Source organism: Bacillus sp. CZDM1 (assembly GCF_055502545.1).
The window spans coordinates 123,426-149,386 of sequence record NZ_JBUESO010000012.1 but is presented as its reverse complement, the minus strand read 5'-3'; the positions used below and the strand labels follow the sequence as shown (position 1 = coordinate 149,386).

At 38.4% G+C, this 25,961-nt stretch carries 27 protein-coding genes; 3 read left to right on the top strand and 24 right to left on the bottom strand.

All coding sequences use genetic code 11. The annotated features are described in order from the left end of the window. Positions 1–286 precede the first annotated feature (286 nt). From ACY3XC_RS22955 to ACY3XC_RS22880, 16 genes are all read right to left on the bottom strand, one after another. On the bottom strand, positions 287–418 hold the full coding sequence (locus ACY3XC_RS22955) for a hypothetical protein (RefSeq protein ID WP_256989221.1): 132 nt from the start codon (positions 416–418) through the stop codon (positions 287–289). Then, complete coding sequence (locus tag ACY3XC_RS22950; RefSeq protein WP_464870623.1) at positions 405–1,580, bottom strand: thiolase family protein; 1,176 nt, start codon at positions 1,578–1,580, stop codon at positions 405–407. Before ACY3XC_RS22950 ends, ACY3XC_RS22955 begins: the two co-directional genes overlap by 14 nt. Before the next feature lie 299 nt (positions 1,581–1,879). Next, on the bottom strand, positions 1,880–2,449 hold the full coding sequence (locus ACY3XC_RS22945; protein WP_464870622.1) for a hypothetical protein: 570 nt from the start codon (positions 2,447–2,449) through the stop codon (positions 1,880–1,882). Between the two features lie 566 nt (positions 2,450–3,015). Beyond that, the gene (gene phaC / locus ACY3XC_RS22940; RefSeq protein WP_464870621.1) at positions 3,016–4,104 is read right to left on the bottom strand and encodes a class III poly(R)-hydroxyalkanoic acid synthase subunit PhaC; all 1,089 of its coding nucleotides are present in this window, start codon (positions 4,102–4,104) and stop codon (positions 3,016–3,018) included. 69 nt (positions 4,105–4,173) lie between these two features. Further along, positions 4,174–4,587 carry a hypothetical protein gene (locus ACY3XC_RS22935; protein ID WP_464870620.1) on the bottom strand — a complete coding sequence of 138 codons (414 nt, stop codon included), beginning with the start codon at positions 4,585–4,587 and terminating at the stop codon, positions 4,174–4,176. A 30-nt stretch (positions 4,588–4,617) separates the two neighbouring features. Continuing rightward, on the bottom strand, positions 4,618–6,168 hold the full coding sequence (locus tag ACY3XC_RS22930) for an acyl-CoA carboxylase subunit beta (protein ID WP_464870619.1): 1,551 nt from the start codon (positions 6,166–6,168) through the stop codon (positions 4,618–4,620). Between the two features lie 32 nt (positions 6,169–6,200). Further along, positions 6,201–6,743: an acetyl-CoA carboxylase biotin carboxyl carrier protein gene (accB, locus tag ACY3XC_RS22925; RefSeq protein ID WP_464870618.1), complete on the bottom strand. Its 543-nt coding sequence runs from the start codon at positions 6,741–6,743 to the stop codon at positions 6,201–6,203. A gap of 36 nt (positions 6,744–6,779) precedes the next feature. Further along, positions 6,780–8,132: an acetyl-CoA carboxylase biotin carboxylase subunit gene (accC, locus tag ACY3XC_RS22920; RefSeq protein WP_464870617.1), complete on the bottom strand. Its 1,353-nt coding sequence runs from the start codon at positions 8,130–8,132 to the stop codon at positions 6,780–6,782. Positions 8,133–8,162: 30 nt separating this feature from the next. After that, positions 8,163–9,131 (bottom strand): electron transfer flavoprotein subunit alpha/FixB family protein, encoded by a 969-nt coding sequence (locus ACY3XC_RS22915; protein WP_464870616.1) that lies wholly within the window; start codon positions 9,129–9,131, stop codon positions 8,163–8,165. A 20-nt stretch (positions 9,132–9,151) separates the two neighbouring features. Further along, positions 9,152–9,916: an electron transfer flavoprotein subunit beta/FixA family protein gene (locus ACY3XC_RS22910; RefSeq protein ID WP_464870615.1), complete on the bottom strand. Its 765-nt coding sequence runs from the start codon at positions 9,914–9,916 to the stop codon at positions 9,152–9,154. A gap of 109 nt (positions 9,917–10,025) precedes the next feature. Next, positions 10,026–10,433, bottom strand: a complete 408-nt coding sequence (locus ACY3XC_RS22905) for a MaoC/PaaZ C-terminal domain-containing protein (RefSeq protein WP_464870614.1) — start codon at positions 10,431–10,433, stop codon at positions 10,026–10,028. Between the two features lie 31 nt (positions 10,434–10,464). Next, positions 10,465–10,908 carry a MaoC family dehydratase N-terminal domain-containing protein gene (locus ACY3XC_RS22900; protein WP_464870632.1) on the bottom strand — a complete coding sequence of 148 codons (444 nt, stop codon included), beginning with the start codon at positions 10,906–10,908 and terminating at the stop codon, positions 10,465–10,467. A 73-nt stretch (positions 10,909–10,981) separates the two neighbouring features. Beyond that, positions 10,982–12,121: an acyl-CoA dehydrogenase gene (locus ACY3XC_RS22895; RefSeq protein WP_464870613.1), complete on the bottom strand. Its 1,140-nt coding sequence runs from the start codon at positions 12,119–12,121 to the stop codon at positions 10,982–10,984. A gap of 128 nt (positions 12,122–12,249) precedes the next feature. Beyond that, positions 12,250–13,032 carry an SDR family NAD(P)-dependent oxidoreductase gene (locus ACY3XC_RS22890; protein WP_464870612.1) on the bottom strand — a complete coding sequence of 261 codons (783 nt, stop codon included), beginning with the start codon at positions 13,030–13,032 and terminating at the stop codon, positions 12,250–12,252. Between the two features lie 250 nt (positions 13,033–13,282). Continuing rightward, complete coding sequence (locus ACY3XC_RS22885) at positions 13,283–13,759, bottom strand: 2,4'-dihydroxyacetophenone dioxygenase family protein (protein WP_133368678.1); 477 nt, start codon at positions 13,757–13,759, stop codon at positions 13,283–13,285. Between the two features lie 184 nt (positions 13,760–13,943). Continuing rightward, the gene (locus tag ACY3XC_RS22880) at positions 13,944–14,732 is read right to left on the bottom strand and encodes an SDR family NAD(P)-dependent oxidoreductase (RefSeq protein WP_464870611.1); all 789 of its coding nucleotides are present in this window, start codon (positions 14,730–14,732) and stop codon (positions 13,944–13,946) included. Positions 14,733–14,874: 142 nt separating this feature from the next. On the opposite strand from ACY3XC_RS22880, the gene ACY3XC_RS22875 reads away from it, so the two are divergent. After that, positions 14,875–15,780 (top strand): LysR family transcriptional regulator, encoded by a 906-nt coding sequence (locus ACY3XC_RS22875; protein WP_464870610.1) that lies wholly within the window; start codon positions 14,875–14,877, stop codon positions 15,778–15,780. 81 nt (positions 15,781–15,861) lie between these two features. On the opposite strand, the gene ACY3XC_RS22870 is transcribed toward ACY3XC_RS22875, so the two are convergent. The 5 genes from ACY3XC_RS22870 to ACY3XC_RS22850 all read right to left on the bottom strand — a co-directional run bounded on the left by ACY3XC_RS22870 (position 15,862) and on the right by ACY3XC_RS22850 (position 20,320). Further along, the gene (locus ACY3XC_RS22870) at positions 15,862–16,542 is read right to left on the bottom strand and encodes a 3-oxoacid CoA-transferase subunit B (protein ID WP_464870631.1); all 681 of its coding nucleotides are present in this window, start codon (positions 16,540–16,542) and stop codon (positions 15,862–15,864) included. 48 nt (positions 16,543–16,590) lie between these two features. Next, positions 16,591–17,313, bottom strand: a complete 723-nt coding sequence (locus ACY3XC_RS22865) for a CoA transferase subunit A (protein WP_464870609.1) — start codon at positions 17,311–17,313, stop codon at positions 16,591–16,593. Positions 17,314–17,623: 310 nt separating this feature from the next. Continuing rightward, positions 17,624–17,788: a hypothetical protein gene (locus ACY3XC_RS22860; protein WP_464870608.1), complete on the bottom strand. Its 165-nt coding sequence runs from the start codon at positions 17,786–17,788 to the stop codon at positions 17,624–17,626. A gap of 32 nt (positions 17,789–17,820) precedes the next feature. After that, positions 17,821–19,110 (bottom strand): MFS transporter, encoded by a 1,290-nt coding sequence (locus tag ACY3XC_RS22855; protein WP_464870607.1) that lies wholly within the window; start codon positions 19,108–19,110, stop codon positions 17,821–17,823. 154 nt (positions 19,111–19,264) lie between these two features. Then, positions 19,265–20,320 carry a TauD/TfdA family dioxygenase gene (locus ACY3XC_RS22850; protein WP_464870605.1) on the bottom strand — a complete coding sequence of 352 codons (1,056 nt, stop codon included), beginning with the start codon at positions 20,318–20,320 and terminating at the stop codon, positions 19,265–19,267. 442 nt (positions 20,321–20,762) lie between these two features. On the opposite strand from ACY3XC_RS22850, the gene ACY3XC_RS22845 reads away from it, so the two are divergent. Both ACY3XC_RS22845 and ACY3XC_RS22840 read left to right on the top strand, forming a co-directional pair. Continuing rightward, complete coding sequence (locus ACY3XC_RS22845) at positions 20,763–21,536, top strand: SDR family NAD(P)-dependent oxidoreductase (RefSeq protein WP_464870604.1); 774 nt, start codon at positions 20,763–20,765, stop codon at positions 21,534–21,536. Positions 21,537–21,894: 358 nt separating this feature from the next. Continuing rightward, a complete protein-coding gene (locus tag ACY3XC_RS22840) occupies positions 21,895–22,473 on the top strand; it encodes a biotin transporter BioY (RefSeq protein WP_464870603.1) in 579 nt (192 codons plus the stop codon). Positions 22,474–22,612: 139 nt separating this feature from the next. On the opposite strand, the gene ACY3XC_RS22835 is transcribed toward ACY3XC_RS22840, so the two are convergent. The 3 genes from ACY3XC_RS22835 to ACY3XC_RS22825 all read right to left on the bottom strand — a co-directional run bounded on the left by ACY3XC_RS22835 (position 22,613) and on the right by ACY3XC_RS22825 (position 25,931). Then, positions 22,613–23,563: an alpha/beta hydrolase gene (locus tag ACY3XC_RS22835; protein WP_464870602.1), complete on the bottom strand. Its 951-nt coding sequence runs from the start codon at positions 23,561–23,563 to the stop codon at positions 22,613–22,615. A gap of 180 nt (positions 23,564–23,743) precedes the next feature. Beyond that, positions 23,744–24,742 carry a TauD/TfdA family dioxygenase gene (locus ACY3XC_RS22830; RefSeq protein WP_464870601.1) on the bottom strand — a complete coding sequence of 333 codons (999 nt, stop codon included), beginning with the start codon at positions 24,740–24,742 and terminating at the stop codon, positions 23,744–23,746. 133 nt (positions 24,743–24,875) lie between these two features. Continuing rightward, complete coding sequence (locus ACY3XC_RS22825) at positions 24,876–25,931, bottom strand: TauD/TfdA family dioxygenase (protein WP_464870600.1); 1,056 nt, start codon at positions 25,929–25,931, stop codon at positions 24,876–24,878. Positions 25,932–25,961 lie beyond the last annotated feature (30 nt).

The following is a 25,961-nucleotide window of genomic DNA, read 5'->3' as shown; positions in this document are numbered from 1 at the left end:
ATGTTTACCCAAAGTGAACACGCCCTTTTAAATGATGATTGTATTATAAACTAAATCTCATTTTTTCGTGTCCACTTTTTAGACTAACTCAAGATTGGATACAATAAGCGGAAAAACTCCGCTTATTATGAAGGAAATATGGGGAATTCCCAATTTAAACGGAAATTCTCCGCTTATTTTCCTAACACAGTAAAATCAACATTCAGCTTTAACACAGCATACCTAAAAAACAATTAAATCTTAGAAAGAACCTTAAAACTAAATAAATTGCAATTAGTTGATTTATTTACAAAAATAAAACAGCATCAAACCATAAAAAGTTTGATGCTTTTTGGTAATGATATTGTCTATCTGTAAAGCGAATCTTCAAACCAACTAATTCCCCATTATTGTTCCATGCAGCATTATACTGCTTCAATGATGATTGAAACGCCTTGTCCTCCGCCCACACATAAGGAGGCTAACCCAATTTGTTTCTTTTGACGTCTTAATTCATGAACTAAGGTAACCAAAATCCGTGCACCTGAACATCCGATTGGGTGACCTAATGCTATCGCTCCTCCATTAACATTAATAATCTCCTCTGGCAAACCTAATTCCTTATTTACTGCCAGGACTTGTGCTGCAAATGCTTCATTTAACTCTGCCAATTCGATATCCTGTATTGTAAGATTTGCTCTGGTTAAAGCTTTTTGTGTCGCCGGGACTGGTCCAATGCCCATGATAGAAGGAGAAACAGCGGAACTCGCAACCGAACGAATTTTGGCAAGTGGTTTTAAATTGTATTCCTTTACAGCTTGTTCAGAAGCAACAATGACTGCAGCTGCCCCATCATTTAATGACGAAGCATTTCCAGCTGTCACCGTCCCATTCTCTTTAAAAGCTGGTTTTAATGTTAGTAATTTCTCTAGATTAGTATTTTTTATATTCTCATCTTCTGTAAATAGAGTGGCACCATGCTTGCTTTTAATAGCGACAGGAATAATTTCTTCTTCGAATTTACCTTGTTCTTTAGCTTTAATAGCTTTTTGCTGGCTCTCTAACGCAAAAATATCTTGTTCCTCTCGAGAAATAAGATAGCGTTCTACTAAATTTTCAGCTGTAATCCCCATATGGTAACCTTCTATTGCACAGTGAAGTCCATCATGAAAGAGTGCATCCACTGTCCGTAAATCTCCCAATTTCTGTCCCCACCTTGCATTCATCACCAAATGCGGGACATTACTCATACTTTCTGTCCCCCCTGCAATCACAACATTTGAATCTCCTGCAAGAATTTGGTGATAGGCTAATGTAATCGCGCGCAATCCAGATGCACATTGTTTATCAATGGTAATGGCTGGTACAGACACAGGTATCCCAGAATGGATAGCTGCTTGTCTTGCTGGGTTTCCTTTGAGTCCTGATTTTAGTACATTTCCTAGTACTACCTCATCAATGGATTCAGCCGAAAGACTAGATCGTTGCCACACTTCCTTAACAACAGTCGTTGCAAGTTGTACAGCACCTACATCTTTCAATGCACCACCGAAACTCCCTATTGGAGTTCTGAGTGCCTCAACTAAGTATACATTTTGCATTCACTATCCCCCACTTTACCTAAAATAGCGGTTTTGTCCGCGGTTTTACTTGACACTTCACTTTAATTAACTTGATTTTTCCGAGGAAGTTTTTGACATAGAATACATGGGTTGTTTTGAAAAATGGTAAGTTTGGTAATTATAATAAACTTTTGCAATCGCAAAATTTTCACAAAGTGAGCACTTAATTTGATACCAAGCTTTGCTAACATGGGGAGCATCTAAAGCTGGCAGTGATTGTTTCATATGTGTGTTACATACCCACATAATCTCACCTCTCTCACAATATTTTTATTCATTTATTCGTTTGAAGGCACCATATATTTATTTAAAGGAAAGAATACATTTTCAAATGGATTTGTTAAGAAATTAAGGAATATTATCTGATTTTTTTGGATAATAGAAAATGTTTCTTTTATATTTTTCACATACAAATTTCGATAATTTCGTCTATAATCAATATATTTATCTAGTGTGTTTATAATAGTTTCAGAGTAATTACCATTTAATAGATTATCTAAAGGACTTATGAGGAGCTCTGATGATAGATTTTTAATTTGATCCACTTGATTATTAATTTCCTCAAATGAATTTAATAGGGTTAGATTGTGCAAACCTGTAGTTGATGTCAATAATTGTTCTCGTGACATTTCTTCCAATTCAAAAAGTTCTTTTGTAATTTGGTTTATGAGTTCGCTTACATTTGTTTGATTTTGTTTCACATTTTCAGCCAATCGTTTTGAAGATTGCAGCAGAACTTCCTCTCGAAAATTCTCTCCTTCATCCCAATCATCAATTTTTTGAATCGCTTGATTCCATAGTTGGTCTATAGATGAACCATTTTTTTTGATTTTATTAACTACCGTCATTTCAATTCCTCCTATTAGGACATATTTAACTAGCCGATGGTAATGTAATCTCAATTAAAGTTCCTTCATTCACTTTACTTACATAGGTAATACTGCCATTTGTAAAGCCAATATTTATTTATATTTAAATGGTTAGCTGCTGATTACCCTTGTTGCTTTATAGATACCATTACAAGGATGAAGGTAAACATCCTGCATAAACCCCTACCCAAAGTCGCACTTTGTTAATTGGCTTATGATTAATAAATGAACGGATTACGAGAGGCATAATTACAAAAAGGCAAAATATTGAGAGATTAACAATGTAGTTTAAAAAAATCAACCTAATTACCACCTATACCTAAACCGACTCTTGTATTGTTATTACATGGTGACAACTTCAAATTCTGGCAATGCAAGTGAAATCGAAAACCCTTACAGACCTCCTGTTATGTTTAGTACCGGCCTGTCATTAATGCCGGGGTCTGTGAGTGGTTTTAATATTAAACTTGTAAACTAATAGTTTTTATCTTCAAAAACTACTTCAATTTTGTTATACAGATCTATTAATTTGTTAGTATTTACGTTTAGTTTGATCTCTCTTCTAACCAATCACCAATCGTTGGATATGTTATTTTTGAAGCTTTACTTCCAAAAGCAATAGACGTATGCCCAACTGGTAAGTTTATATATTGTTTGTCTTTACTGGATATGCGATTCATCAATGCTTCTACTTGATGCGGTGGAGCAATGTTATCCATTTCACCCGATAGGTTGAGGACATTAGCAGTGATTTCCGCAAGACTCACCTGACGCCCACGAATAACGAGTTCCCCTTTAATCAGCTTGTTTTTTTGATAAAATTCGCGAATCCACTGACGATAGGATTCACCCGGAAATGGAATGCCATCGTTTAACCATTTTTGCAGAAGTTTAAAGCTCTTTACAAAACTTTCATTCTCAGCACGATCAAAAAGACTAACATAAGGTCCATAAATGTTTGCCATCGGTTTTAGTAGTTTGTTACCAATGTCAATCATTTCAGGTGGAATATTACCGTATGTTTGCACCATTTTATCAATATCAAAATGTTGCTCATCCAGCATAGCACCATAAAGGCCTGTATCTTCAAAATCAAACGGAGTTGTCATAAAGACAAGGTTACGAATGGGCAATTCAGGGTGCAGAGCAGCAAATATTGAAGTAATTGTACCGCCCATGCAATATCCAAGAATAGACACTTCATCCGCATTCGATTTTCGCAAAACTTTACGAACCGCCCGTGGGATGTAGTCGATAATATAATCGTCTAATTTCATATTTTTATCTTCAATGCCTGGTGTACCCCATTCAAGGAGATAGACGTCAAAGCCTCGATTCACCAGATATTCAACTAAACTGCCACCCTTGGTTAAATCCATAATATAGGGCTTATTAATCAGTGCATAAATCAAGAGAAGCGGAGTTTTATGTTTTTTTGGTTGTTCTGAAATATATCGATATAGCTTGGTTTTATTTCGAGTCCAAATGACTTCTTTCGGAGTTGGGCCGACCTCTGGTTCGGCATCCTTCAATAACACTTGAGTTACGCTTTTTAAACGTCTATACATCTGTTGATACTCCTCAGGTACCATTTCGATGAAATTTTCGTATTCTTTTGTCAAATGATTGTTCATAACACCACTCCTTACCATATTTTAATTGATAAAATAAAACCTTTTTCAATTCTATTTTTTTCTGTACTGTTAGACAGATCCTTTTGTATTCGTAACTTTCGGCGTATTTAATAAAGTTAAGATTTGATTCAGTTTTGTATCAAGACTCTTCATATCCTTTTTCAAATTTGTTATTTCACGTTGCACTTCTACTGTATCTCTTTGATTATCCTTGGATTCTTGTATAAATTCTTCTAAATCATCCACTTTCGCATCTACATTGACAATCTGAGAGGATACATGTGCAAGGTCATTTCTTGATGGTAGATTTGCAAATTCATAATAACGTTCCGTTGTTTCATTCAACATTTGTTTGAATAAAATATTCATCTCCAATATCTGGCTGATCGCTTGAGTTGGAAATTCCTTCGTTACTTGATCATCCACCAGATTACTAAATTCAGAATAATAATTTTTCCACATATCATAAAAGTTTTTTACCATCTTTTCTCCTCCTCTTTATTGGAACATATCCTATAATGGAATATTCCCATGCTTTTTTTTCGGTCTTACTTCTTTTTTTGTTCTAAGCATCTCTAAAGACTGTTTCAGAACTTTTCTTGTATCTCTTGGGTCGATCACGTCATCCACCATTCCATGAGAAGCCGCAACATAAGGATTCGCAAACATATTTCGATATTCTTCAATTTTTTCCGAACGTGTTGCTGCCGGATCACTGCTTTGGTTAATTTCTTTAGCAAAGATAATATTTGCTGCTCCTTCAGCTCCCATTACGGCAATTTCCGCATTAGGCCAAGCAAATACGATGTCCGCACCAATTGCTTTTGAATTCATAGCGACATAGGCCCCGCCAAATGCTTTTCTTAAAATGACGGTTATTTTAGGAACTGTTGCTTCTGAATAGGCGTAGAGAATTTTTGCACCATGACGAATAATACCTCCGTGCTCTTGATTGACTCCAGGGAAAAAACCCGTAACGTCTTCAAAAGTTATGATCGGGATGTTAAAAGAGTCACAGAATCGAATGAATCTGGAAGTCTTGTCCGAAGAATTGATATCTAGACCGCCAGCCATTACTTTAGGCTGATTGGCAACAACTCCTACACTATTCCCATCGATACTTCCAAAACCAACTACGATATTTTTCGCATAGTCCTTTTGAACTTCCATAAAATCCCCTTGATCTAATACTTGTTCTAATACCTTGCGAATATCATATACCTTCGTTGCATTGAGAGGCACTAGGTCCAGCAAATCTTCCCGCCAATCATCCTCTTTCATGCATTCCAAAGACTGAGGATTTACCGTATTGTTTTGAGGCAGAAAGGAAATTAATTTTCTTACTTCTTCTAAGACTGCTTGTTCGGAATCACCATTAAAATGGGCACAGCCACTAATGGAAGAATGAACCTTTGCACCGCCAAGATTCTCCGCAGAAATTTTCTCGCCGGTAACCGTTTCAATGACCTTTGGACCTGTAATAAACATTTGACTGGTATTTTCCACCATAAACACAAAATCCGTTATGGCTGGAGAATAGACTGCCCCACCCGCACAAGGGCCCATGATCACTGATATTTGCGGGATTACACCAGAGTAGATGGCATTTCGATAAAAAATTTGACCGTATCCGTCTAAAGAAACGACGCCTTCCTGAATCCTGGCACCACCTGAATCATTTAAACCAATTATGGGTGCCCCATTTTTCGCAGCCAAATCCATAATTTTGCAAATTTTAGTCGCATGCATCTCTCCTAGTGCTCCGCCAAAAACGGTAAAATCCTGGGCAAATACGTAGACTAGACGGCCATGAATTTTACCATAGCCCGTCACAACACCTTCGCCTGGACTTTCCAATTTATCCATGCCGAAGTTGGTTGCACGGTGCTTGATAAATGAATTTAATTCCACAAAAGAATCATCGTCCAACAATAGATCAATTCGTTCCCTTGCAGTAAGTTTCCCTCGATTATGCTGGGTATCAATGCGCTCGTCACCGCCGCCAAGCACGATCTTACTTTTCCGATCCCATAGATCATAAATCTTCTCATAAACTGTGCTCATTGGAAATTTCCACTTCCTCTTTTCGAATTATGTTAGGATGTCTGCTTCACTAAGAAAAGAGGTTGGCCGTATTCTACGAGCTGACCATTCTCGACGAGTACTTCAACGATCTCTCCATCCATTTCTGCTTCAATTTCATTAAACAATTTCATGGCTTCAACGATACAGACAACGGTTGATTTTTCAACCTTATCCCCAATTTTTACAAAGGGAGCCGCATCGACTGCTGGTGCCTTGTAAAACATCCCAACCATAGGGGAAACAATTTTTAATAGGTTTTCATTTCCAAGACTTTTTGGTGTTTTTTCTTCTTTCTCAGTAATTTCCTTCGTCGCTGCCGCTTGAAAAGACGCTTCTGAAATTTCATTCGACTTGGTTGCGGCTACAAGAACAGGTGCATCCAAAACAGCAGGAATAGCCAGATTAATTGATTCATTACCTTGTATAACAGAAGGATTTAGCATTGAATTTCTTCTAACGAAAATTCGAGTATCTCCCTTTTCAAGTTCTAAGCAGTCTACTGTCGAATCATCAAATAGTCTAATGATTTCTCTTATTTCCTGAATTTTAAACATCTCTATCTCTCCTTAATCATGGTTTAACTTGATGAATTACACTTCTAACGGTATTGGATTCGTTTCAATAAATTTTGTGTTAAACTGTCCATTTACAAAACTCTCATGTTCGAAAAGTTTTTGATGGAATGGAATAGTAGTTTTGATTCCACTAATAATAAATTCATCAAGTGCCCTCTGCATGCGCATGATCGCCTCTTCACGATTTTTTCCCCATACGATCACTTTTGCTGCCATTGAATCATAATAAGGAGAAATTTCGCAACCAGGATAAAGAGCGCTATCTACTCGTACACCATAACCCCCAGGAGGAAGATACATTTCAACTCTCCCTGGAGAAGGCATAAAATTTTTTGCCGGGTTTTCTGCGTTGATACGGCATTCAATTGCCCAGCCATTGATTTTAATATCTTCCTGTCTATAAGTCAGAGGGTAGCCTGCTGCCACCAAAATTTGCTCTTTGATTAAGTCAATACCTGTAACCATTTCTGTAACAGGGTGTTCTACCTGTATTCGGGTATTCATTTCCATGAAATAGAAATGACCGTTTTTATCTAATAAAAACTCAACAGTCCCCGCTCCATGATAGTTAACAGCTTTTGCAGCGGCGATTGCTGCTGCACCCATCTGTTTTCGAGTATCTTCCTCAAGGGCTGGTGACGGTGCTTCTTCAACCAGTTTTTGATGGCGTCTTTGAATGGAACAGTCTCTTTCCCCTAAAAAAATGATATTACCAAGCATATCCCCAATAATTTGAATTTCCACATGGCGTGGTTCCTCAATGTATTTCTCTAAATACACACCGGCGTTTCCAAATGCCGTTTCTGCTTCTGTTTGAGCTTGACGGATGGCTTTGCGTAATTCCTCTTCATCCTCCGCTACTCTCATTCCCTTGCCGCCGCCGCCAGCAGTTGCCTTAACAATGACGGGAAATCCAATTTCCTTTGCTATCGTAACAGCTTCTTCAAGATCTTCAATTAGACCATCTGTTCCAGGAACGGTAGGTACTCCCACACTTTTCATCGTATCTCTCGCGACCGCTTTATCCCCCATTTTATTAATGGCTTCTGCTTCTGGCCCAATAAATGCAATGTCATAATCCGAGCAAATTTCTGCAAAAGTACCGTTTTCTGCCAGAAAACCATAACCAGGGTGGATAGCTTCCGCATTCGTAATTTGAGCAACGCTAATTATATTGGCAATATTCAAATAACTTCGCGAAGATGCCGAGGGTCCAATACAATATGCTTCGTCCGCCATTTGCACATGCAGGGCTTCTCGGTCTGCTTCAGAATAAACGGCAACCGTGGATATCCCCATTTCCTTGCACGCCCTAATTACACGAACAGCAATTTCTCCTCGATTAGCAATAAGAACCTTTTTAAACATGTAAAAGTTCCTTTCCAATAGTAATTTTATTTAAGAGTTTACTAGTACTTTTTTGAATTCTTCAGCTAGTAAAGGAACCACCTCAAACAAATCACCCACAATACCGTAGTCGGCTATTTGAAAGATTGGGGCTTCCGGATCTTTGTTAATCGCTACGATAACTTTGGAGTTAGACATTCCGGCTAAATGCTGAATGGCACCTGAAATTCCACAGGCAATGTACAAATCTGGGGTGACAACCTTTCCCGTCTGTCCGATTTGCAGTGAATAATCGCAGTATTCAGCATCACATGCACCACGGGAAGCACCTACCGCCCCACCTAGGACCTCGGCTAATTCCTGAAGCGGCTTAAAACCATCAGACGATTTAACCCCGCGCCCACCAGAGATGACAACTTTAGCTTCTGATAAATCTACCCCACTTGTTGTTTTTCGTACTACTTCCTTAACAATCGTCCGTAAGTCTTTGATTTCAGCATAAAAATGGACAATCTCAATCGTTCCGTTGATTTCTGCCACTTGGATATTATTTGGCCGTACAGTTGCGAATGGGATGCCAGAAACTACTTTCTTTTTCTCAAACGCTTTTCCGGAAAAAACAGGACGTGTAAAGATAACGTCTTCATCCTCCACCTGAACATCAATGACGTCAGATATAAGTCCAAGCCCCAACCGCGCTGCAATGCGCGGTGCAAGATCTTTCCCGATTGATGTATGTGCCATTAAAATAGCTCCTGGTTCCACTTCATCAATAACCTGTCTCAAGCATTGAGAATAAGCATCGGTTGTATAAGCATCGAGTTCTTGGTTGCCCACAATATATACTTTATTTGCACCATGTTTCCCTAAAACATGTGCATAATGAACAGCTTCACTGCCGAAAGCCACAGCTATTATTTCTCCGCCTTCCGCAATGAACTGCGCAGCTGTCAACAACTCCAGTGAAACACCTCTTAAGTTCCCAGCTTTAGTTTCCGTCACCACTAGTACTTTTCTCATGTTAGTTCTCCTCCTGCGTGTTAGATTGCCTTCGCTTCAGTGCGTAGAAGTACAGCCAGTTCAGAAACTTGAGCTTCGATGGTCCCCTCCAGGATACGTCCTGCTCCTTTTTTCGGGGCAAAAAATGTCTCGGTAGTTATTGTCTTTACTTCTAGAACGTCTTCAATATGTAAATCATCAATTTCAATCCGCTCAATTGCCTTTTTCTTCGCCTTCATGATGCCAGGCAAGGAAGGATATCGCGGCTCATTTAGTCCCTGTTGTGCTGTGACCAAAACTGGAAGAGATACCAAGACAATCTCTATATCTCCTTCAACGTCCCGCTCTATCACAGCTTCGTTTCCAACAATCTCCAGCTTCGTGATCGTCGTCACTTGTGGAATATTGAGTTCTTCTGCAAGGCGTGGACCAATTTGTCCACTGCCATAATCAACTCCCACATTACCGGCTAATATGATATCAAATTCCCGATTTCTAATAATGGACTCAAGAATTTTAACTGTACTGTATTCATCAAGATTTAAATCTTCGCTATTAACGATAATCGCTTTATCCGCACCCATAGCAAGCGCCGTTCGCAGCCCATTCTCTTCACGTTCAGGTCCTACCGTGATAACCGTTACTTCTCCACCGTGCAATGACCGCAATTGAAGCGCCTCTTCAATTGCATATTCATCGTAAGGATTGATGATGAAGTTTACCCCTTCTTCACTAACGGTGCCGTATTGGAACGCAATTTTTTCCTCCGGATCGAACGTTTGTTTCATCAATACTAAAATGTTCATTTTTTCGTATCCCCTTCTGATGTAATATTTAAAAAACAGTATAGAACCGAAAAAGGATTTTCGTTCTTAAATTAAACACGTTGCAAGTTAGGAGAATACGATTCCTCTACTAATTCGTTGATGGTAATATCGCTTCAAAAATCCCTGAAACTTTCACATCGCCGTCACAGTTTTTCGCCAATACTTCACCCACAACGAGTTTATCAGCTTTTTTCTCTATCACTCTGCCAACAATTTCGATAGATTCTCCGGGATGCGTCATTTTACTAAAACGCACTTGTATTCTCTTAATGTTTTTTCGTGGTATCCATGATGTAACTCCTTGGGATAACATCCCCATGATTAACATTCCGTGAGCAATAATACCTGTGCCAGCTTTCTCCCCAACCTCTTCAACGGTATGCAGTGGATTAAAATCTCCGGAAGCCCCTGCAAATCTTACGAGCTGAACTCGTGTAATTGGATCTTTTTTCAGAACTGGAAAAGAATCTCCCACCTGCAAATCTTCAAAATACATGATTTATTTCTCTCCTATCATTAGCAACAATTTAATGACGGTGAATTAACGTAATTTTAGCAATTGCCACTAATTCGCCTTTTTGATTGGTAAATCTGGTTTCTTCCGTAACAAAATCCATTCCGCCAGAAGAACCGATTTTGGTATCTGCCCGAACAATCTTACTCGTAACATGAAGCTCATCCCCGGCATAAATATCGCCAAGATATTCATACACTTGTTCACCATGCAAAATTTTAACTGGGTTTAATTTTAATACTTCCATTTTTTCTTGAAAGCCATATCCGCCATGGTACTCAATGACTTGCAAAAAGGTGAGCGGAACAGGAATACCATCATAACCAGCATCCTTAGCTGCCTCCAAACTGTAGTAAATCGGGTTATCATCACCAATGGCGATGGCTAATTCTTTTATTTTCCCTTTTTCAACTTCCATGCTGTAAGGTTCTAACTCAAGTCCAAGTAAATCTTTCACATCCGACAAGTTCTTCCACCTCTTTAAAATAGTAGCTTCTTACTTGAGTTGATTAAATTTTGAATTTTCTATATTATTTCAACAGATTTCCAGCTATAACAAGTCGCTGAATCTCTTGCGTTCCTTCATAGATTTGAGTGATTTTGGCATCTCTCATATAACGTTCTACCGGGTATTCCCTTGTATAACCATATCCCCCAAAAATTTGGATAGCCTCAAGCGTAACTTCCATTGCAGTGTCTCCAGCTAACAGTTTGGACATTGCCGATTGATGCCCATAAGGGATTCCTTGATCCTCACGCCAGGCAGCTTGATATGTCAATAAACGAGAGGCTTCTATTTTGGTAGCCATATCGGCTAGTTTGAATTGTATAGCTTGAAGCGCGCTAATCGGTTTGCCAAATTGGACGCGATCCTTCGCATATTCGACAGCTTTATCAAACGCTCCCTGAGCAATTCCCACCGCTTGGGCAGCGACTCCATTCCGACCGCCGTCAAGGGTCATCATGGCAATCTTAAACCCTTCACCTACTTGTCCCAAGAGATTGTCCTTTGGCACACGGCAGTCCTCAAAAATCACTTCCGTTGTTGCGGAAGAGCGAATGCCCATCTTTTTCTCCTTCTTTCCTACAGAAAATCCTGGGAAGTCCTTTTCTACAATAAAAGCGGTAATCCCCTTATGCTTTAGTTCCGGATTGGTCTGGGCAAATACAATATAGATATCCGCATAACCACCGTTGGTAATAAAAATCTTCGAACCGTTCAATATCCACTCATCGCCCTTTAGTACCGCTGTTGTTTTCATTCCACTGGAATCAGATCCCGATCCAGCTTCAGTCAAGCAATACGCACCCATGCTTTTTCCCTCTGCCATGGTTCGCAAATATTTTTGTTTTTGTGCCTCCGTTCCGAACTTAAAAACCGGCCATCCGGCTAACGATGAATGGGCAGCAAGAGTAGTCCCTATGGAAGCATCCACCCGGGAAAGTTCTTCCACCGTGATCACATAACTCATATAATCGGCACCGGCACCACCGTATTCCTCCGGCCAAGGGATTCCGCATAAGCCAAGTTCTGCCATCTTCCGCCAAATCTTGATATCAAAGTATTCTTCTTCATCTCGCTGTGCTGCAGTAGGCTCACATTCGTTCAGTGCAAACTCGCGCACCATTTTTTGCATCATCTGGTGTTCTTCTGATAATAAAAAGTTCATTGTTAGACTCCTCTTTTAATATATTTTGTGCATCCTATTTCTTCCGAGTATGTTGAGCGAGCGATTGCTCATTTCGAAGATAGCTGTAAAAACTCCCACCTTTTCAAGGATGGGAATTAAATCGCTATTTACACTTTTTGCTCGATCATCTTTCGGGTATAGATGGTTACCCATTTCCTTGGCAGCAGTCCCACAGATTTAGCCATAAGTTTATTTTTAAAGCCTGGGATGATCACTGTTTTATTCTTCATTAACCCTGCAAAGCCGTACTTGGCAACTGCTTCTGGGTCCATCAAGTTCTTAATGAAAATTTTTGTTCCTGTTGCGGCCAATCCTTCTGTGAGCGGCGTTTTGGTTGATGGGGGACATAATACACTAACATGAACTCCGGTTCCTTTTAATTCTTCCGCAATCGCTTCTGAAAAGGTTAAGACGTACGATTTGCTTGCCCCATACATCGACATCCCTGGAGTTGGCTGAAAGGCCGCCGTTGAAGCCACATTTAAAATTTTACCTTGCTTTCGTTTAACCATTTCACCCGCTATAAGTCTGGTTAAATACGTAAGCGATATCATGTTGAGCTGCAGGCATTCCAATTCTTTCTTAATATCCAATTCCGTCATTAATCCTAATCCGCCAGCCCCGGCATTATTAATCAAAATATCGATGTTGATTTCTTCGTTTTTCAAGTACCGATGCAAGTTCTCTACTGTTGCTTGGCTGCTTAAGTCACCGGCAAAAGTATTTACTTGAACTCCATAATCCTTTTGTAATATCTCAGCTTGTTGTTCCAACAACGTTGCGTTCCTGGCAACTAATACCAAGTTATAGCGATGGTCTGCGAAAACTTTTGCGAATTCCAAACCGATCCCTTTAGTAGCGCCTGTAATCAAAACAGTTTCTGTTGGCATATGTTTTTTAGCCCCTTTACATTCGGAAAATTCTAAAATTTATAAACATTATTATATTATTGATTATACTCATTAGTATAAATTATATAAAATTAAACATTTTAATATATAAGTAAGTATTTCTAATATATAGATAGTGAAAACTATCTATTTTTCTAAATTCCTGAAATTAATAAGAGTTACGCATAATAAAAGAGAAGCCTCTTCGTCACTTAGACACAGGGCTTCTCTTTTTATAACAGATTTAATTTTAAAACGCAGTCACATCAACTGGTTCAATTCCTTCAGCCTCGCAATAGTCTAGGTATCTTTTCAGGAATGATTCCCAATTATCTCGTGCAATAATTTCTCCATTCTCACCCAAATAGTCTAATGTTCCTTCCACAATATTGAATGTAATAACGTCTTCATCCCCTACAGCTGTAGGTGTATGTGTGGAGCCGGCAGGTTCAAAAACCATGTCGCCAGGTTTGGAAATCCAAGACTCCTCGAGATATCTCCAAGATCCTTGTACAGTATAAACAATGACTTGTCCAGGATGAAAATGGGCTGGAAGCTGCATTTTCGCAGGTACATATAATAAGGTAATATTCTGTCCTGTCACAGGATTGGCTTTAAGCAATTTAAATTTCGCATCTCCGAAATAAGGAACCCAAGGCAATTCATCTACATTAACATTTCCTGCATGATATGCTACTGCTGCTTGTACATTTTTTACATTACTCACTACAATTCCCTCTTCCATTGTATGTTTTTAAATTCGCACGCTGTTAACGCTTACATGATTCAGCTAATTAACTTTTTCGAATTTATAATATCAGTATATTTTTAATTTTCAGCTAAGTAAAATTAACATTTTTAATGTGCAATTAAGTTTGATTAATTTACACTGCTCGTTGTTTGGATGAAATTTACTTAGCCCCAAGGCCCCCATCAAGAACCAATATTTGTCCTGTACAATAATTAGAAGCTGCTGAAGCAAAGTATAGGAGAGCACCTACTAAATCATTGTCATTGCCTAACCTTCTAACTGGAACTTGGGATGCAATGAAAGGACCTGCTTTGTGTACAAGTGTTCCCGGTATTTCTGGGTTATTCATTCCAGTAGTGAACACTCCAGGAGCAATGGAATTTACATACACTCCATGGCGACCCCACTTAACTGCAAGATCCTTCGTTAAAGTCATAACGGCACCCTTACTAGTTGTATACCCTACAGAATCTACTGCTTCTGGGTCAACGCCTTTAAAACCAATACTAGAAGAAATGTTAATGATTTTTCCGTATGCGTTTTCAATCATTTGTTTTCCTACAGCTTGACACATCAAGAAGGTACCAGTCACATTTGTATCAAGCATAGCTTGCCACTGTTTTAAAGGCATTTCAGTAGCAGGCGTTTCAAAAACCGTTCCACTGCTGTTGACTAAAATTTCGATTTTTCCAAAACGAGAAACCGCTTTCTCCAAACCTTGAACGACAGATTCAGGATTTGTTACATCAACCGCTAGAGCAAGAGCTTGTTTCCCTAATGCCTCTATTTCTTTTACAACTTCTTTACAAACTTCTAATCGACGAGAACAAACTACAACGTTTGCACCTGCCTCTGCTAAAGCCAGTGCCATTACACGCCCTAGTCCGCTGCCGCCTCCGGTAACGATTGCTGTCTGTCCGGTTAAATCAAACAATTGTTTTAATGACATTTTACATTTCCTCCTTATTAAGAATATTCAAAGATTTTAAAAATCTTATTGATATTGATTGTACTAATAAATTATAATGAAATAAAATTAAAGATTTTAATATGTAATTAAGTTTTACTAATATTTAAAAAGGGGTACAGCAATGAATATTGAACAATTACTATATATCGTTGAAGTCGCTAAATACAATTCTCTGTCTATTGCGGCACAGAATCTACATGTAACTCAATCTACTATCAGCCAGTCCATAACCAACTTTGAAAAAGAACTAGGGATTAAAATCCTTAAACGGTCACGGGGACATGGTGCTGTCCCAACGGACGAAGGCAGAACCATTCTAAAACTAGCCTATGAAGTACAAAAAAAACTTGAAGAAATAAAAGAGACAGCCAACTTAATGAATTCCACAGAAGTGGGGGATCTAAAAATTTCTTCTCTACCAGGTTTAATGACGTTTCTGGTAAAAGCAATATCAGCTTTTAGACATGATTATCCTCACGTAAATCTTGAGGTAACCGAAAAAAGTGGAAATGCTGTAATTGAAGATGTCAGGCAGCATAAGATTGACTTCGGACTGATTACATATTCAAGTGATTTGAGCGTAAACATGGAAGGAATAGCGTTTGAAGCTTTTATTGAGGGGAAGCAGAAAGTATATGTTTCTAAGCATTCTCCCTTAGCGTTTCTTGGTACCGTAACACCAAATGATGTACTTGATCAAACTCTCGTCACCTATAAAGGTGAATTAATGCAATATTTTGTACAAGATTTTTTTAAGAGATATAAGCCTTTAAAAATCCTATTTACATCAAATAATATGGCCGGCGTTCTACAAGCCATCAATGAAAACTTGGCCATTACATTTGCTCCTGATTTCGTAATGAAAAATTATCCTTCCGTTATCAATGGAGATATTATTCCAGTAGATCTGGTGAATCATAGCACTGTTAATATTTCTTTAGGTTTAGTTCGATCAGAAAATAAACATTTATCCACTTTTGGCAACAAATATATCCATTATCTTAAATCTGAAATTATTAAAAGTTAATACAGAAAAAAAGAGAAGCAACTTCGTCCAAAGTGGACTTAGTGCTTCTCTTTTTATAGGAATCTATTAGTATTATTTCTTTTATATTGTTATCGAAGCCTTTTGCAGCTCCCCATGACCTAAATTCAGATTGGGACTAATCGTAAAGGAAGCCTCCGTCTTCTCCATTACTTCATGAACTGTAACACCTTCTTGAGTTTCCATAAGAATCATGCCCTCAGGTGTAAAATCAAACACAGCCAAATCCGTAATTAATCGATGTACAACTTTTTGACCGGTCAATGGAAGGGTACAGCTTTTTTTAATCTTGGATTCATTGTACTTATTGGTGTGTTCCATAATGACCACGATTCTTTTGGCACCATGGACAAGATCCATCGCTCCTCCCATACCCTTGATCATTTTTCCAGGGATCATCCAATTTGCCAGATCTCCTTGTTCAGATACCTCCATACCACCTAGGATGGCCAAATCAATATGTCCTCCTCGAATCATGGCAAAAGACTCAGCACTATCAAAGAACGATCCTCCGCTAACTGCTGTAACCGTTTCCTTCCCTGCGTTTATAAGATCAGGATCCTCCATACCTTCAAAAGGATATGGTCCAATCCCAAGCAAGCCATTTTCTGATTGTAATAATACATGAACATCATTCGGAATTTCGTTCGCAAGCAAAGTAGGTATTCCAATCCCAAGATTTACGTTCATTCCATTTTGAATCTCTTGAACTGCACGCTTAATGATTTTTGTCCTGGTATCCATCACTATATATTCCCCCTAGAAAAACTGCTTTGTAATTTTAACAGGTATTTAACCTTCAATGGTGATTTTAGTAGGTATGACGGTACGGCGTTCAATTCTTTTCACATAATTCTTTCCTTCCAATATCCTTTGGACATAGATCCCAGGTGTATGAATCTCATCCGGTTCAAGAGCACCCACTTCAACTATTTGCTCCACCTCGGCAATTGTAACCCTCCCTGCGGTTGCAGCGAGTGGGTTAAAATTGCGCGCTGTTTTCCGGTAAACAAGATTTCCTAACAAGTCGCCTTTCCATGCCTTTACAAAGGCAAAATCACCCACTATCCCTTTTTCAAGAATATGCGGTCTCCTATTAAAATGTCGAACTTCTTTGCCCTCCGCAATCTGGGTACCAACACCAGTCGGCGTATAGAATCCAGGGATGCCAGCTCCTCCTGCCCGAATTCTTTCAGCCAGTGTCCCCTGGGGAACAAGCTCTACTTCCAATTCTCCACTTAAAAATTGCTTTTCAAAGATTTTGTTCTCCCCCACATAGCTTGCTACCATTTTCTTAATCTGCTTATTTGCAAGGAGAAGACCCAGTCCCCAATCATCGACCCCACAATTGTTACTAACAATTGTTAAGTCCTTTGTTCCCTTTTCCACCAACGCCTGGATCAGATTCTCGGGAATTCCTGATAGTCCGAACCCGCCAACAATGATGGTTGCTCCATCTTGAATATCTTGAATCGCTTCATTAAATTCTGTGATTATCTTACCTTGACCAGCCATTCTTTTCACTCCCTACATTAATTAAAATTCTGACAGTTTGTGATAATTTTAATAGTATGATAACGATTATACTCATAAGTAATAATTAAATAAAATTAAAAATTTTAATTTGTATGTAAGTTTTACTTACATTAAAACCCTAGGACTAAAAATAATCAAGGACCTCCAATATTGGAGGCCCTTTTAATCATGCAGCCATTCGCCAAGGCTTAATCCATATTATTATTCCATTTCTACACACACCAACAATATGTAATTAGTCGGTACTTATGCATAGATTGGCTGCTAAATATCATAAATTCATATTTTGTTACATTACTCCATCTTCCTCATCAATATGATCATCAGCGTAAGTCTCGGAGATCTTATCCAGACAATTCCAGCACTTACTGCGATTTCGCTCCATAATGGCTAATTCTTCATTGCAATCTACACAACAATCCATTCCATCAACACCCATGTTATTTTTACACATATTTCGTTTCCTCCTAGATTAAATCATGATTTTTAAATAATCACAGTTTCCTCTGTTTTTATCGTTGTGTTAGTTTGCTTCGCAGGACGTACAATGGTCAAAAACAATAATCCGAAAACAAACATAACCAATGAAGTTACTAGGAACCCATAACCATATCCAATTACCTCAGTTCCTGAATTTTGGATAAAGTTCCCGAATATAACTGGAGCAATAATACTTGCTGAACTTGATAGAGCAACATATGTCCCTTGTGCTTTTCCAATGTTTTTGGTAGAAAAGAATTCCATCAACATAGCGGGAGCGAGTGATAGAATAACAATGGCAAAACCTGGAGCAAGAATGAAGAACAAGATGGATATAGCACTTGAATTCACGACACTTCCAAGATATAAACAAATAGCGGATAGCACCATTGTAATACCTGCAAGATTTACTCGTGCCTTACGAATATCTCCTGTTTTGCGATATATCCGATCTGATATCAAGGCAAAGACAATTTGGCAAATGGCAGCGAAGAGAAAAGGCAATGACACTGCCATTTTTAATGTTTTTCCATCAAAATGTTGAACATTGGTAAAGTATGCAGGAAACCAAACCGCTTGAACAGACAATAACCAATAGGCACAACCTGCACACAAAACAGTAAACATAAAATTTTTTGAAAAAAGATGCGGAAGAAATTGACGCCAAGAAACCTTAGAAGAGATGAATGAGTTCTTTTCCTCATGTTCAATTGTAGGCAACCCGATTTCTTTTGGGCTTTCTTTTCCGAAAATCATCCATAAAACTAGAACAATAAGTCCAACAATCCCCATTGCAATAAAAGCAGATCTCCATCCATTTTGAGAGATCAAGGAAATTAATAATGGAGAAGCAATCGCTGGTCCGATTGCTGCTCCAAAGAGAACAGCACCAAAGCCTATACCATGTCTGTGTTTAGGGAACCATTTTCCTATTAGAGAAGTTGATATAGCAATCGCTGGACCTTCTCCTGCTCCCAAGATCATTCTTGAAAACATTAATAAAGACAGACTGGAAACGAATGGTGTGGTAAATTGAACAGCCAACCATACTAACATGATCCAAGTAAACATTTTTTTCGTGTTTTTGGAATCGGCCATGCCACCAATAATTAAAGAGGATATGGTAAAGAACCAAAAGAATGAGCTTCCAATAACTCCCCATTGTGAAGGACTTAAGTGTAACTCTTTCATTAGAGGAACGGAGACTAAACCGATGATAATTTTATCAACTTGGTTGACCATTCCGGAAGCAACAAGAATTAATAATATAATCCAAGAATATTTTGGTGTTTTCAATGTAATAATCTCCCCTTCTCTTCTACTATATATAGGAAAATCTTTTTGTAAAATCTAAGAGGCACTCCCATTACATGAAGCAATTCGTTTTCTTATGATACGGTTTTTAAAGGTAAATCTACTTTGTTTAACCACCTGATTTTTATTAAAATCATTACCTCATGTTTTCTCCAATGCCGCCAGCAGTTTTTTCACGGACGGGAATACCGCCGCGACCTGCTTTACCTGTTTTCTCATCAATAAACATAGCGAAATCCGGCGCAATTTCTCGCCCATTTGGCATCGTAAGCCACAATCTTAATAAATGTCGTTTGCGTTGGGGTTCTTCATAATCTTCATATATAGTACGTGAATGAAGAACGGTATAATTATTTACGAATTGCATATCACCAGGTTCCATCATCATATCGATATGCATGTTTTCATCATGAAGGAGAGAATCCATTAAGTCATATGCTTCCATTTCTTCCTTTGACAATTGGATACCTGTTTTCGCTTGTGCAGATTCGACATATCCACGATTATATCTGCAGCTCAATTTACCTTTGTAATAGCTAAAGACTGGTGAGGAATATACTGGAGATTCTCCTGGTGCTTCTTCACCACGACGATCCAAGAAGTATGGACGATAGAGAATTTCAAGGTACTCTGGGTACTTCTCGAGAATTTCATTATAAACAGCCATCGAACTTACAATACTACTAAATCCCCCCGATTTAGCCTTCCTGAGACTTAATAAACCGACTACGTCAGATCCATCTGGGTGAAAGGGAAGATGTGCATTCGTTTGGTAACCGCGTACATTGGAATCATTAATGTTGAGACCTTGATCAACAACATGCCCTAAAAGATCACCTTTTGCGTTTTGCGCTACCGGTATGCCCATATGTACTCCGAGACCCCAGTAAATAATGCTTGCTTCTTCATCCGTATACCTTTCCATTGGTAATCCACGAATTAACAGAAATCCTCTCCCATTTTCCAGCTCGTCGATAAAGTAAGCGATTTCGTCGGAGATATCAGGAATTGGGAAGTCCTCCTTGTTAAAATCTGGTGCTTTTAAACCCTTTTGTTTTACAAAATATAAAGCGCTTTCAAGAGAAGCAATCGTTTTCTCAGATAAATAATAAATCCATGAATTATCTTTAGCTAGATCTTTACCTTTCCATGCTGCTGGTCCTTTAATTTTTTCCCTTAAAATGGACGGCACCTATACTCCTCCTTCGTTTCTAATGCAACCTTATCTTTAGTAGACAATGTTCGGGCTGTTTCCTACTAAAAGAGTGACTCCCTCGCTTTTACAAATCTTCTTGATACAATTAATACTATTGAACGATGTTCCCCCCTTTATTTACAAGAATCGCTTTAATACCATTGTGACTGTGTTAATAGTCATTACATTAATTATATTCATAATTTTCAGTAAAAAAAAATTAAAGATTTTAACTTACATGTAAATATTACTAATATATAAAAATAGTGCCCCCTTGTACAATGGAAAATTTCAACATCATATTATATTAGTAAAACTTAATTACAAATTAAAATATTTAATTTTATATAATTATTATTAAAAGGTAGAATCAAAATGAGTCAATATTCAAAAAAATCACTTTCGACTATTACTAGCGAATCAAAACAGGAGGTCAACTATGGACTTAAAGTTATCCGGAAAAAAGGCACTTATTGTTGGAGGAAGTCGTGGTATTGGTAAAGCTATTGCCCGCCAGCTGGCTCTAGAAGGTGTAGATTGTACGATTTGTTCAAGAACCGAATCCACTCTAAAGACCGCAGCAGAGGAATTGGCACAAGAAACGAAGCGAAATATCTATCCGATCGTGGCAGATACCACTGATCCTAACTCTATCTTAAATCTAGTTGAAAAGTCAGCAGCAGCAATGGGAAGCATTGATATATTAATCAACAGCGGAGCCCGTGTTGGCGGCCAGGAGCCAGAGGATTTTTATAGTATTAAAGATGAACTTATTTTGAAAGATTTTGAAGAAAAGTACATGGGCTATTTTCGATGTATCCGAGCGGTTACACCTTATATGATAGAAAATAAATGGGGCCGTATAATAAATATAAGTGGTCTGGCTGCCAGAATTGGCGGCAATTATTTTAGTTCTGGTCCGCGTAATGCATCTGTTGTCCATATGACGAAATCCGCCTCATTGGAATTAGGAAAGCACGGAATTAACGTTAATGCTGTTTACCCAGGGATCGTCGATACTGAAACGTTTAGAGGCCGGGTCACGAATGAGGAAGCTATACGCCATGTAGAATCACTGAATTCCCTCGGCCGCTTGATAACTGCAGAGGAAATTGCTTATGTCGTTACCTTCCTGGCCTCGCCTTTGGCGGCATCGATTACTGGCGATGTTATTCCGGTAACTGGCGGCATTGGAAATACCGTTTATTTCTAAAATAAAGAGTTTATAGGTTAACTGTTTGACATAGATTTTGGGTAATAAAATAGAAAACTTGCCACTGTATTGGCAAGTTTTCTTTATTTTTAATTTACATAAATTATTCAACTAAAGTCACGTTCGTACAAAAAAATGGTTCCCCCCATTCTATAAAGATTAATAAATAAATATTTCACAAATGGGTAGACAGAAAACCCATTCATACACTAAGCATGCTAGTTACCCTCGAGGAATAAAAAAGTATATAACATTTATTATCCACTTAGTGTTGACAAATATTTTTAATATTTATATAGTTTAATTGTCAACCAAATATATATATTAGTTAACATATAACTAAAAAGGGGAAAACAAAATGAAAAATCAACAAGTAAAATTAAGAATGATGATTGTTACGGCACTTTTTTCGGCAATCATTGGCGTATTGGCCCAAATAACCATTCCACTTCCGCTCGTTCCGATTACAGGACAAACACTTGCCATTGGATTAGCAGCAACAATCCTTGGGTCACGTTACGGATCATTTTCAGTTATTTTATATTTAATTATCGGTTCTTCAGGTGTACCTGTATTTGCAGAATTTTCTGGTGGATTTTCAAAGCTTGTCGGACCAACAGGAGGTTATTTAGTTGGCTTCCTTCCAACAGCCTTCTTTATTGGTTGGTTCATGGAAAAAACATCCTTCAACTTCAAAAATGCAGTGATTGCAAATAGTATTGGTATGCTTATCACTTTGGCATTTGGGACTGCTTGGTTGAAAGTTGCTGCAAATCTTTCTTGGACAGCCGCCTTGGCAGGAGGATTTACTCCATTTATAGTTGTTGGTTTAATCAAGGCTTCCTTTGCTTCGTGGATTGGTATCTTAGTTCGAAATCGATTAATTTCAGCTAAATTATTGTTTTCAGAAAAAAATAATCTATCAAAATCAGCATAAAAAGTTAAGTAAAAAACAAAATCACTAACGCGATTTGAGAAAAAGAAATGACGTACTAACAATTCATACGTCATTTCTTTTTTCATATTATAAAGAAAGCACCAAAATTCGGGACACTTTTTAAATATTGAGGCTAGTTTTATTTCATACAATCTATCTTATATTTTGCGCGATTCAAGAACTTGTCAATCCTCTTAACTGTTGATTCAATGTTCTCAGAGAAAATAGCCATGTGTCCAAAAAAGCCATGTACCATACCGGGTTCACATACATATTCAACCTGCACACCAAATTTTTTCAGACGATCCGCATAAGCCCTTCCTTCATCCCGAAGCACATCATTTTCCGCTGTGATTACTAATGCTTGTGGGAGGCCTCTTAAATCTTCAGCGACCAAGGGGGAAGCGTACTGATTACACCTGTCCTCTTCATTCCTTAAATAATGATCACGAAACCAAATAAGCTGTTCCCGATCCAGACCAAATCCTTTTGCAAATGTTTGATGGGATTCCGTATTGCACTCAAGGTTTGTAGGAGGATAAAGTAAGACCTGAGCAGTGATGTTGGGACCTTTTCTGTCTTTAGCCATCATCGTAACTACTGTTGCTAGATTTCCACCTACGCTATCCCCTCCGACTGCCAATCTAGATACATCTCCTTTAAAGGAAGACCCTTTTTCATACACCCATTCCAAAGCCGCATATGCATCTTCAACTGCAGTCGGAAACTTATACTCTGGTGCAAGACGATAGTTTACGGATACAACAATACTAACCGTTCTATTAGCGATCATTCGACAGCTTGCGTCCGTCGATTCAATGTCTCCGAGAACCCATCCCCCGCCATGGTAGTAAATAAATAGAGGAAAGGGACCTTGCCCTTCTGGTATGTATACCCGACATTTGATTTCTTCATCGTGGCTTACTGGAAGCATCAAATCCTCTACCTTTGATAGAGGTTCTAATTTTACAGCAGGGCGCGGTGCTTTCGAAAGTAAATCCCTAACAGTCTTAGGATCCATTTTATGAATAGGCGGCATCTGATTAAATGCTTGTAAATATTTTTCTGCTAGCGGATCTAACTTTACCAAGGAACATCATCCTCACTTCAATAAATTATAAAATTAACTCGGGCTTATCCAAACCTTTTATTCCTGACATAAGGTATTTAAAAACTTAAAATGGTGATTTTATCCACCATATTTCGTTGAATAAAATCACCATCTCACTTGATATAAGAAATATTGGTGTTTATTACTACCACCAGCATTTTATCTTTCTATAGGTACCCCGCCGATATAAAACTCGAAATCTGGAGCAATTTTTCGGCCATTTGGCATCATGAGCCATAATCTTAATAGATGGCGTTTCTTGTCATCTTCTTCGTAATCTTCAAAATGAGTCCGTGAATGAAAAACAGTATAATTATTAACGAATTGCATATCACCCGGTTCCATCATCATATCTATATGGAAGTTTTCATCATGAGTGAGGGAATCGATAAAATCAAATGCTTCGATTTCCTCTTTCGTTAAAAAGATTCCTGTTTTCGTTTGTGCTGATTGGACATATTGGCGAATATATCTGCAGCTTAATTTACTATCGTAATAGCTAAAAATCGGTGTTTGAACTACTGGTGATCGACCTGGTGATTCTTCCCCGCGAAGGTCATGGGCAAATGGACGATAGAGAATTTCAAGGTACTCAGGGTGCTTCTCCAGAATTTCATTATAGATAGACATCGCACTTGCGATACTGCTTAAACCGCCAGATTTCGCTTTCTTAAGACATAGTAATCCGACCACATCAGCGAGATCTGTGTGATAATCAAGATGTACATTCGTTTGGTAACCACGTACTTTTGTATTATCACTAAAGTCTTTACCTACGTTTTTGATATGCCCTAAGAGTTCCCCAGTTTTGCTTTGGATGATCGGTAGTCCCAAGTGAAGTCCGAGACCCCAGTAAATGATGCCCGCTTCTTCGTCAGTAAACTGATCCATTGGCAATCCACGAATCAATAGAAATCCTCTTCCATTCTCCAGCTCGTCAACAAAGTATTTAATTTCGTCAGCTAAATCAGGAATCGGGAAATCCTCCTTATTAAAATCAGGTGCTTTTAATCCCTTTTGTTGAACATGTAATACAGCCTTTTCAAGAGCAACAATCGTGTTCTCGGACAAATAATAAATCCATGATTCATCTTTAGCCAGTTCAATACCTTTCCACGCTGATCGTCCTAGAATTTTTTCCTTTAAAATATTCAACATAAATAATCCTCCTTTAGTTTGTTTACTCTATTAATCTGAATGACTAGCTGACTTTTACTATTTAAGGAACACATTTTTCTAAAAATCTGAAAATGCGTTCCCACTCATTCTGAAGAGCCAGTTTTTATTAAAATTACTTTAAGGTTTCAACAATACCGCCAGCTGTTTTATTACGAGGAGGTACACCGCCCCGACCAGGTTTTCCCGTATTCTCATCAATAAACATCGCGAAATCCGGGGAAATTTCCCGGCCATTTGGCATCGTGAGCCACAATCTTAATAAATGACGTTTTCGATCCAGTTCTTCATAGTCTTCATATTGAGTACGTGAGTGAAGAACCGTATAATTATTGACAAATTGCATATCACCTTCCTCCAGCAGCATATTATAATGCAACTTTTCATCATGAAGGAGGGAATCCAGTAAGTCTAATGCTTCAATTTCAACTCTCGACAGCTGGATACCTGTTTTCGCTTGTGCTGATTCGATAAATAAACGGACATATCGGCAGCTCAATTTTCCATCATAGTAACTAAAGATTGGTGATGTAAATACTGGAGATTCTCCTGGCGCTTCCTCTCCACGACGATCAAAGTTAAATGGGCGGCAGAGAATTCCTAAATATTCGGGGTTCTTCTCTAGAATTTCATTATAAACAGCCATTGAGCTTATAATGCTGCTATAACCTCCGGATTTCCCTTTTCGCAGGCTTAACAATCCGACAACGTCAGATCCATCCGCGTGAAAAGGAAGATGCAGTTTCGTTTGGTAACCGCGTACATTTGAATTTTCCAAGCTAAGACCTTGATCCCTAACATGCCCTAAAAGATCACCATTAGCGTTTTGCGACACTGGAGTTCCCATATGAAGGCCGAGACCCCAGTAAATGATGCTGGCTTCTTCATCTGTATACCTTTCAATTGGTAATCCGCGAATTAATAGAAATCCTCTTCCATTCTCCAGCTCTTCAACAAAGTAATCGATTTCCTCTAAGAGGTCTGAAATCGGGAAGTCCTCCTTGTTAAAATCAGGTGCTTTTAAACCCTTTTGTCTAACATGTGCTAAAGCGTTATCAAGTGAAGCAATCGTTTTTTCGGACAAATAATAAACCCATGATTCATCTTTAGCCAGGTCAGTGCCTTTCCAAGCTACTGGCCCTTTGACTTTTTCCTTTAAAATAGTTGACATAAGTATTCCCCCTATAATAATTGTGTTATT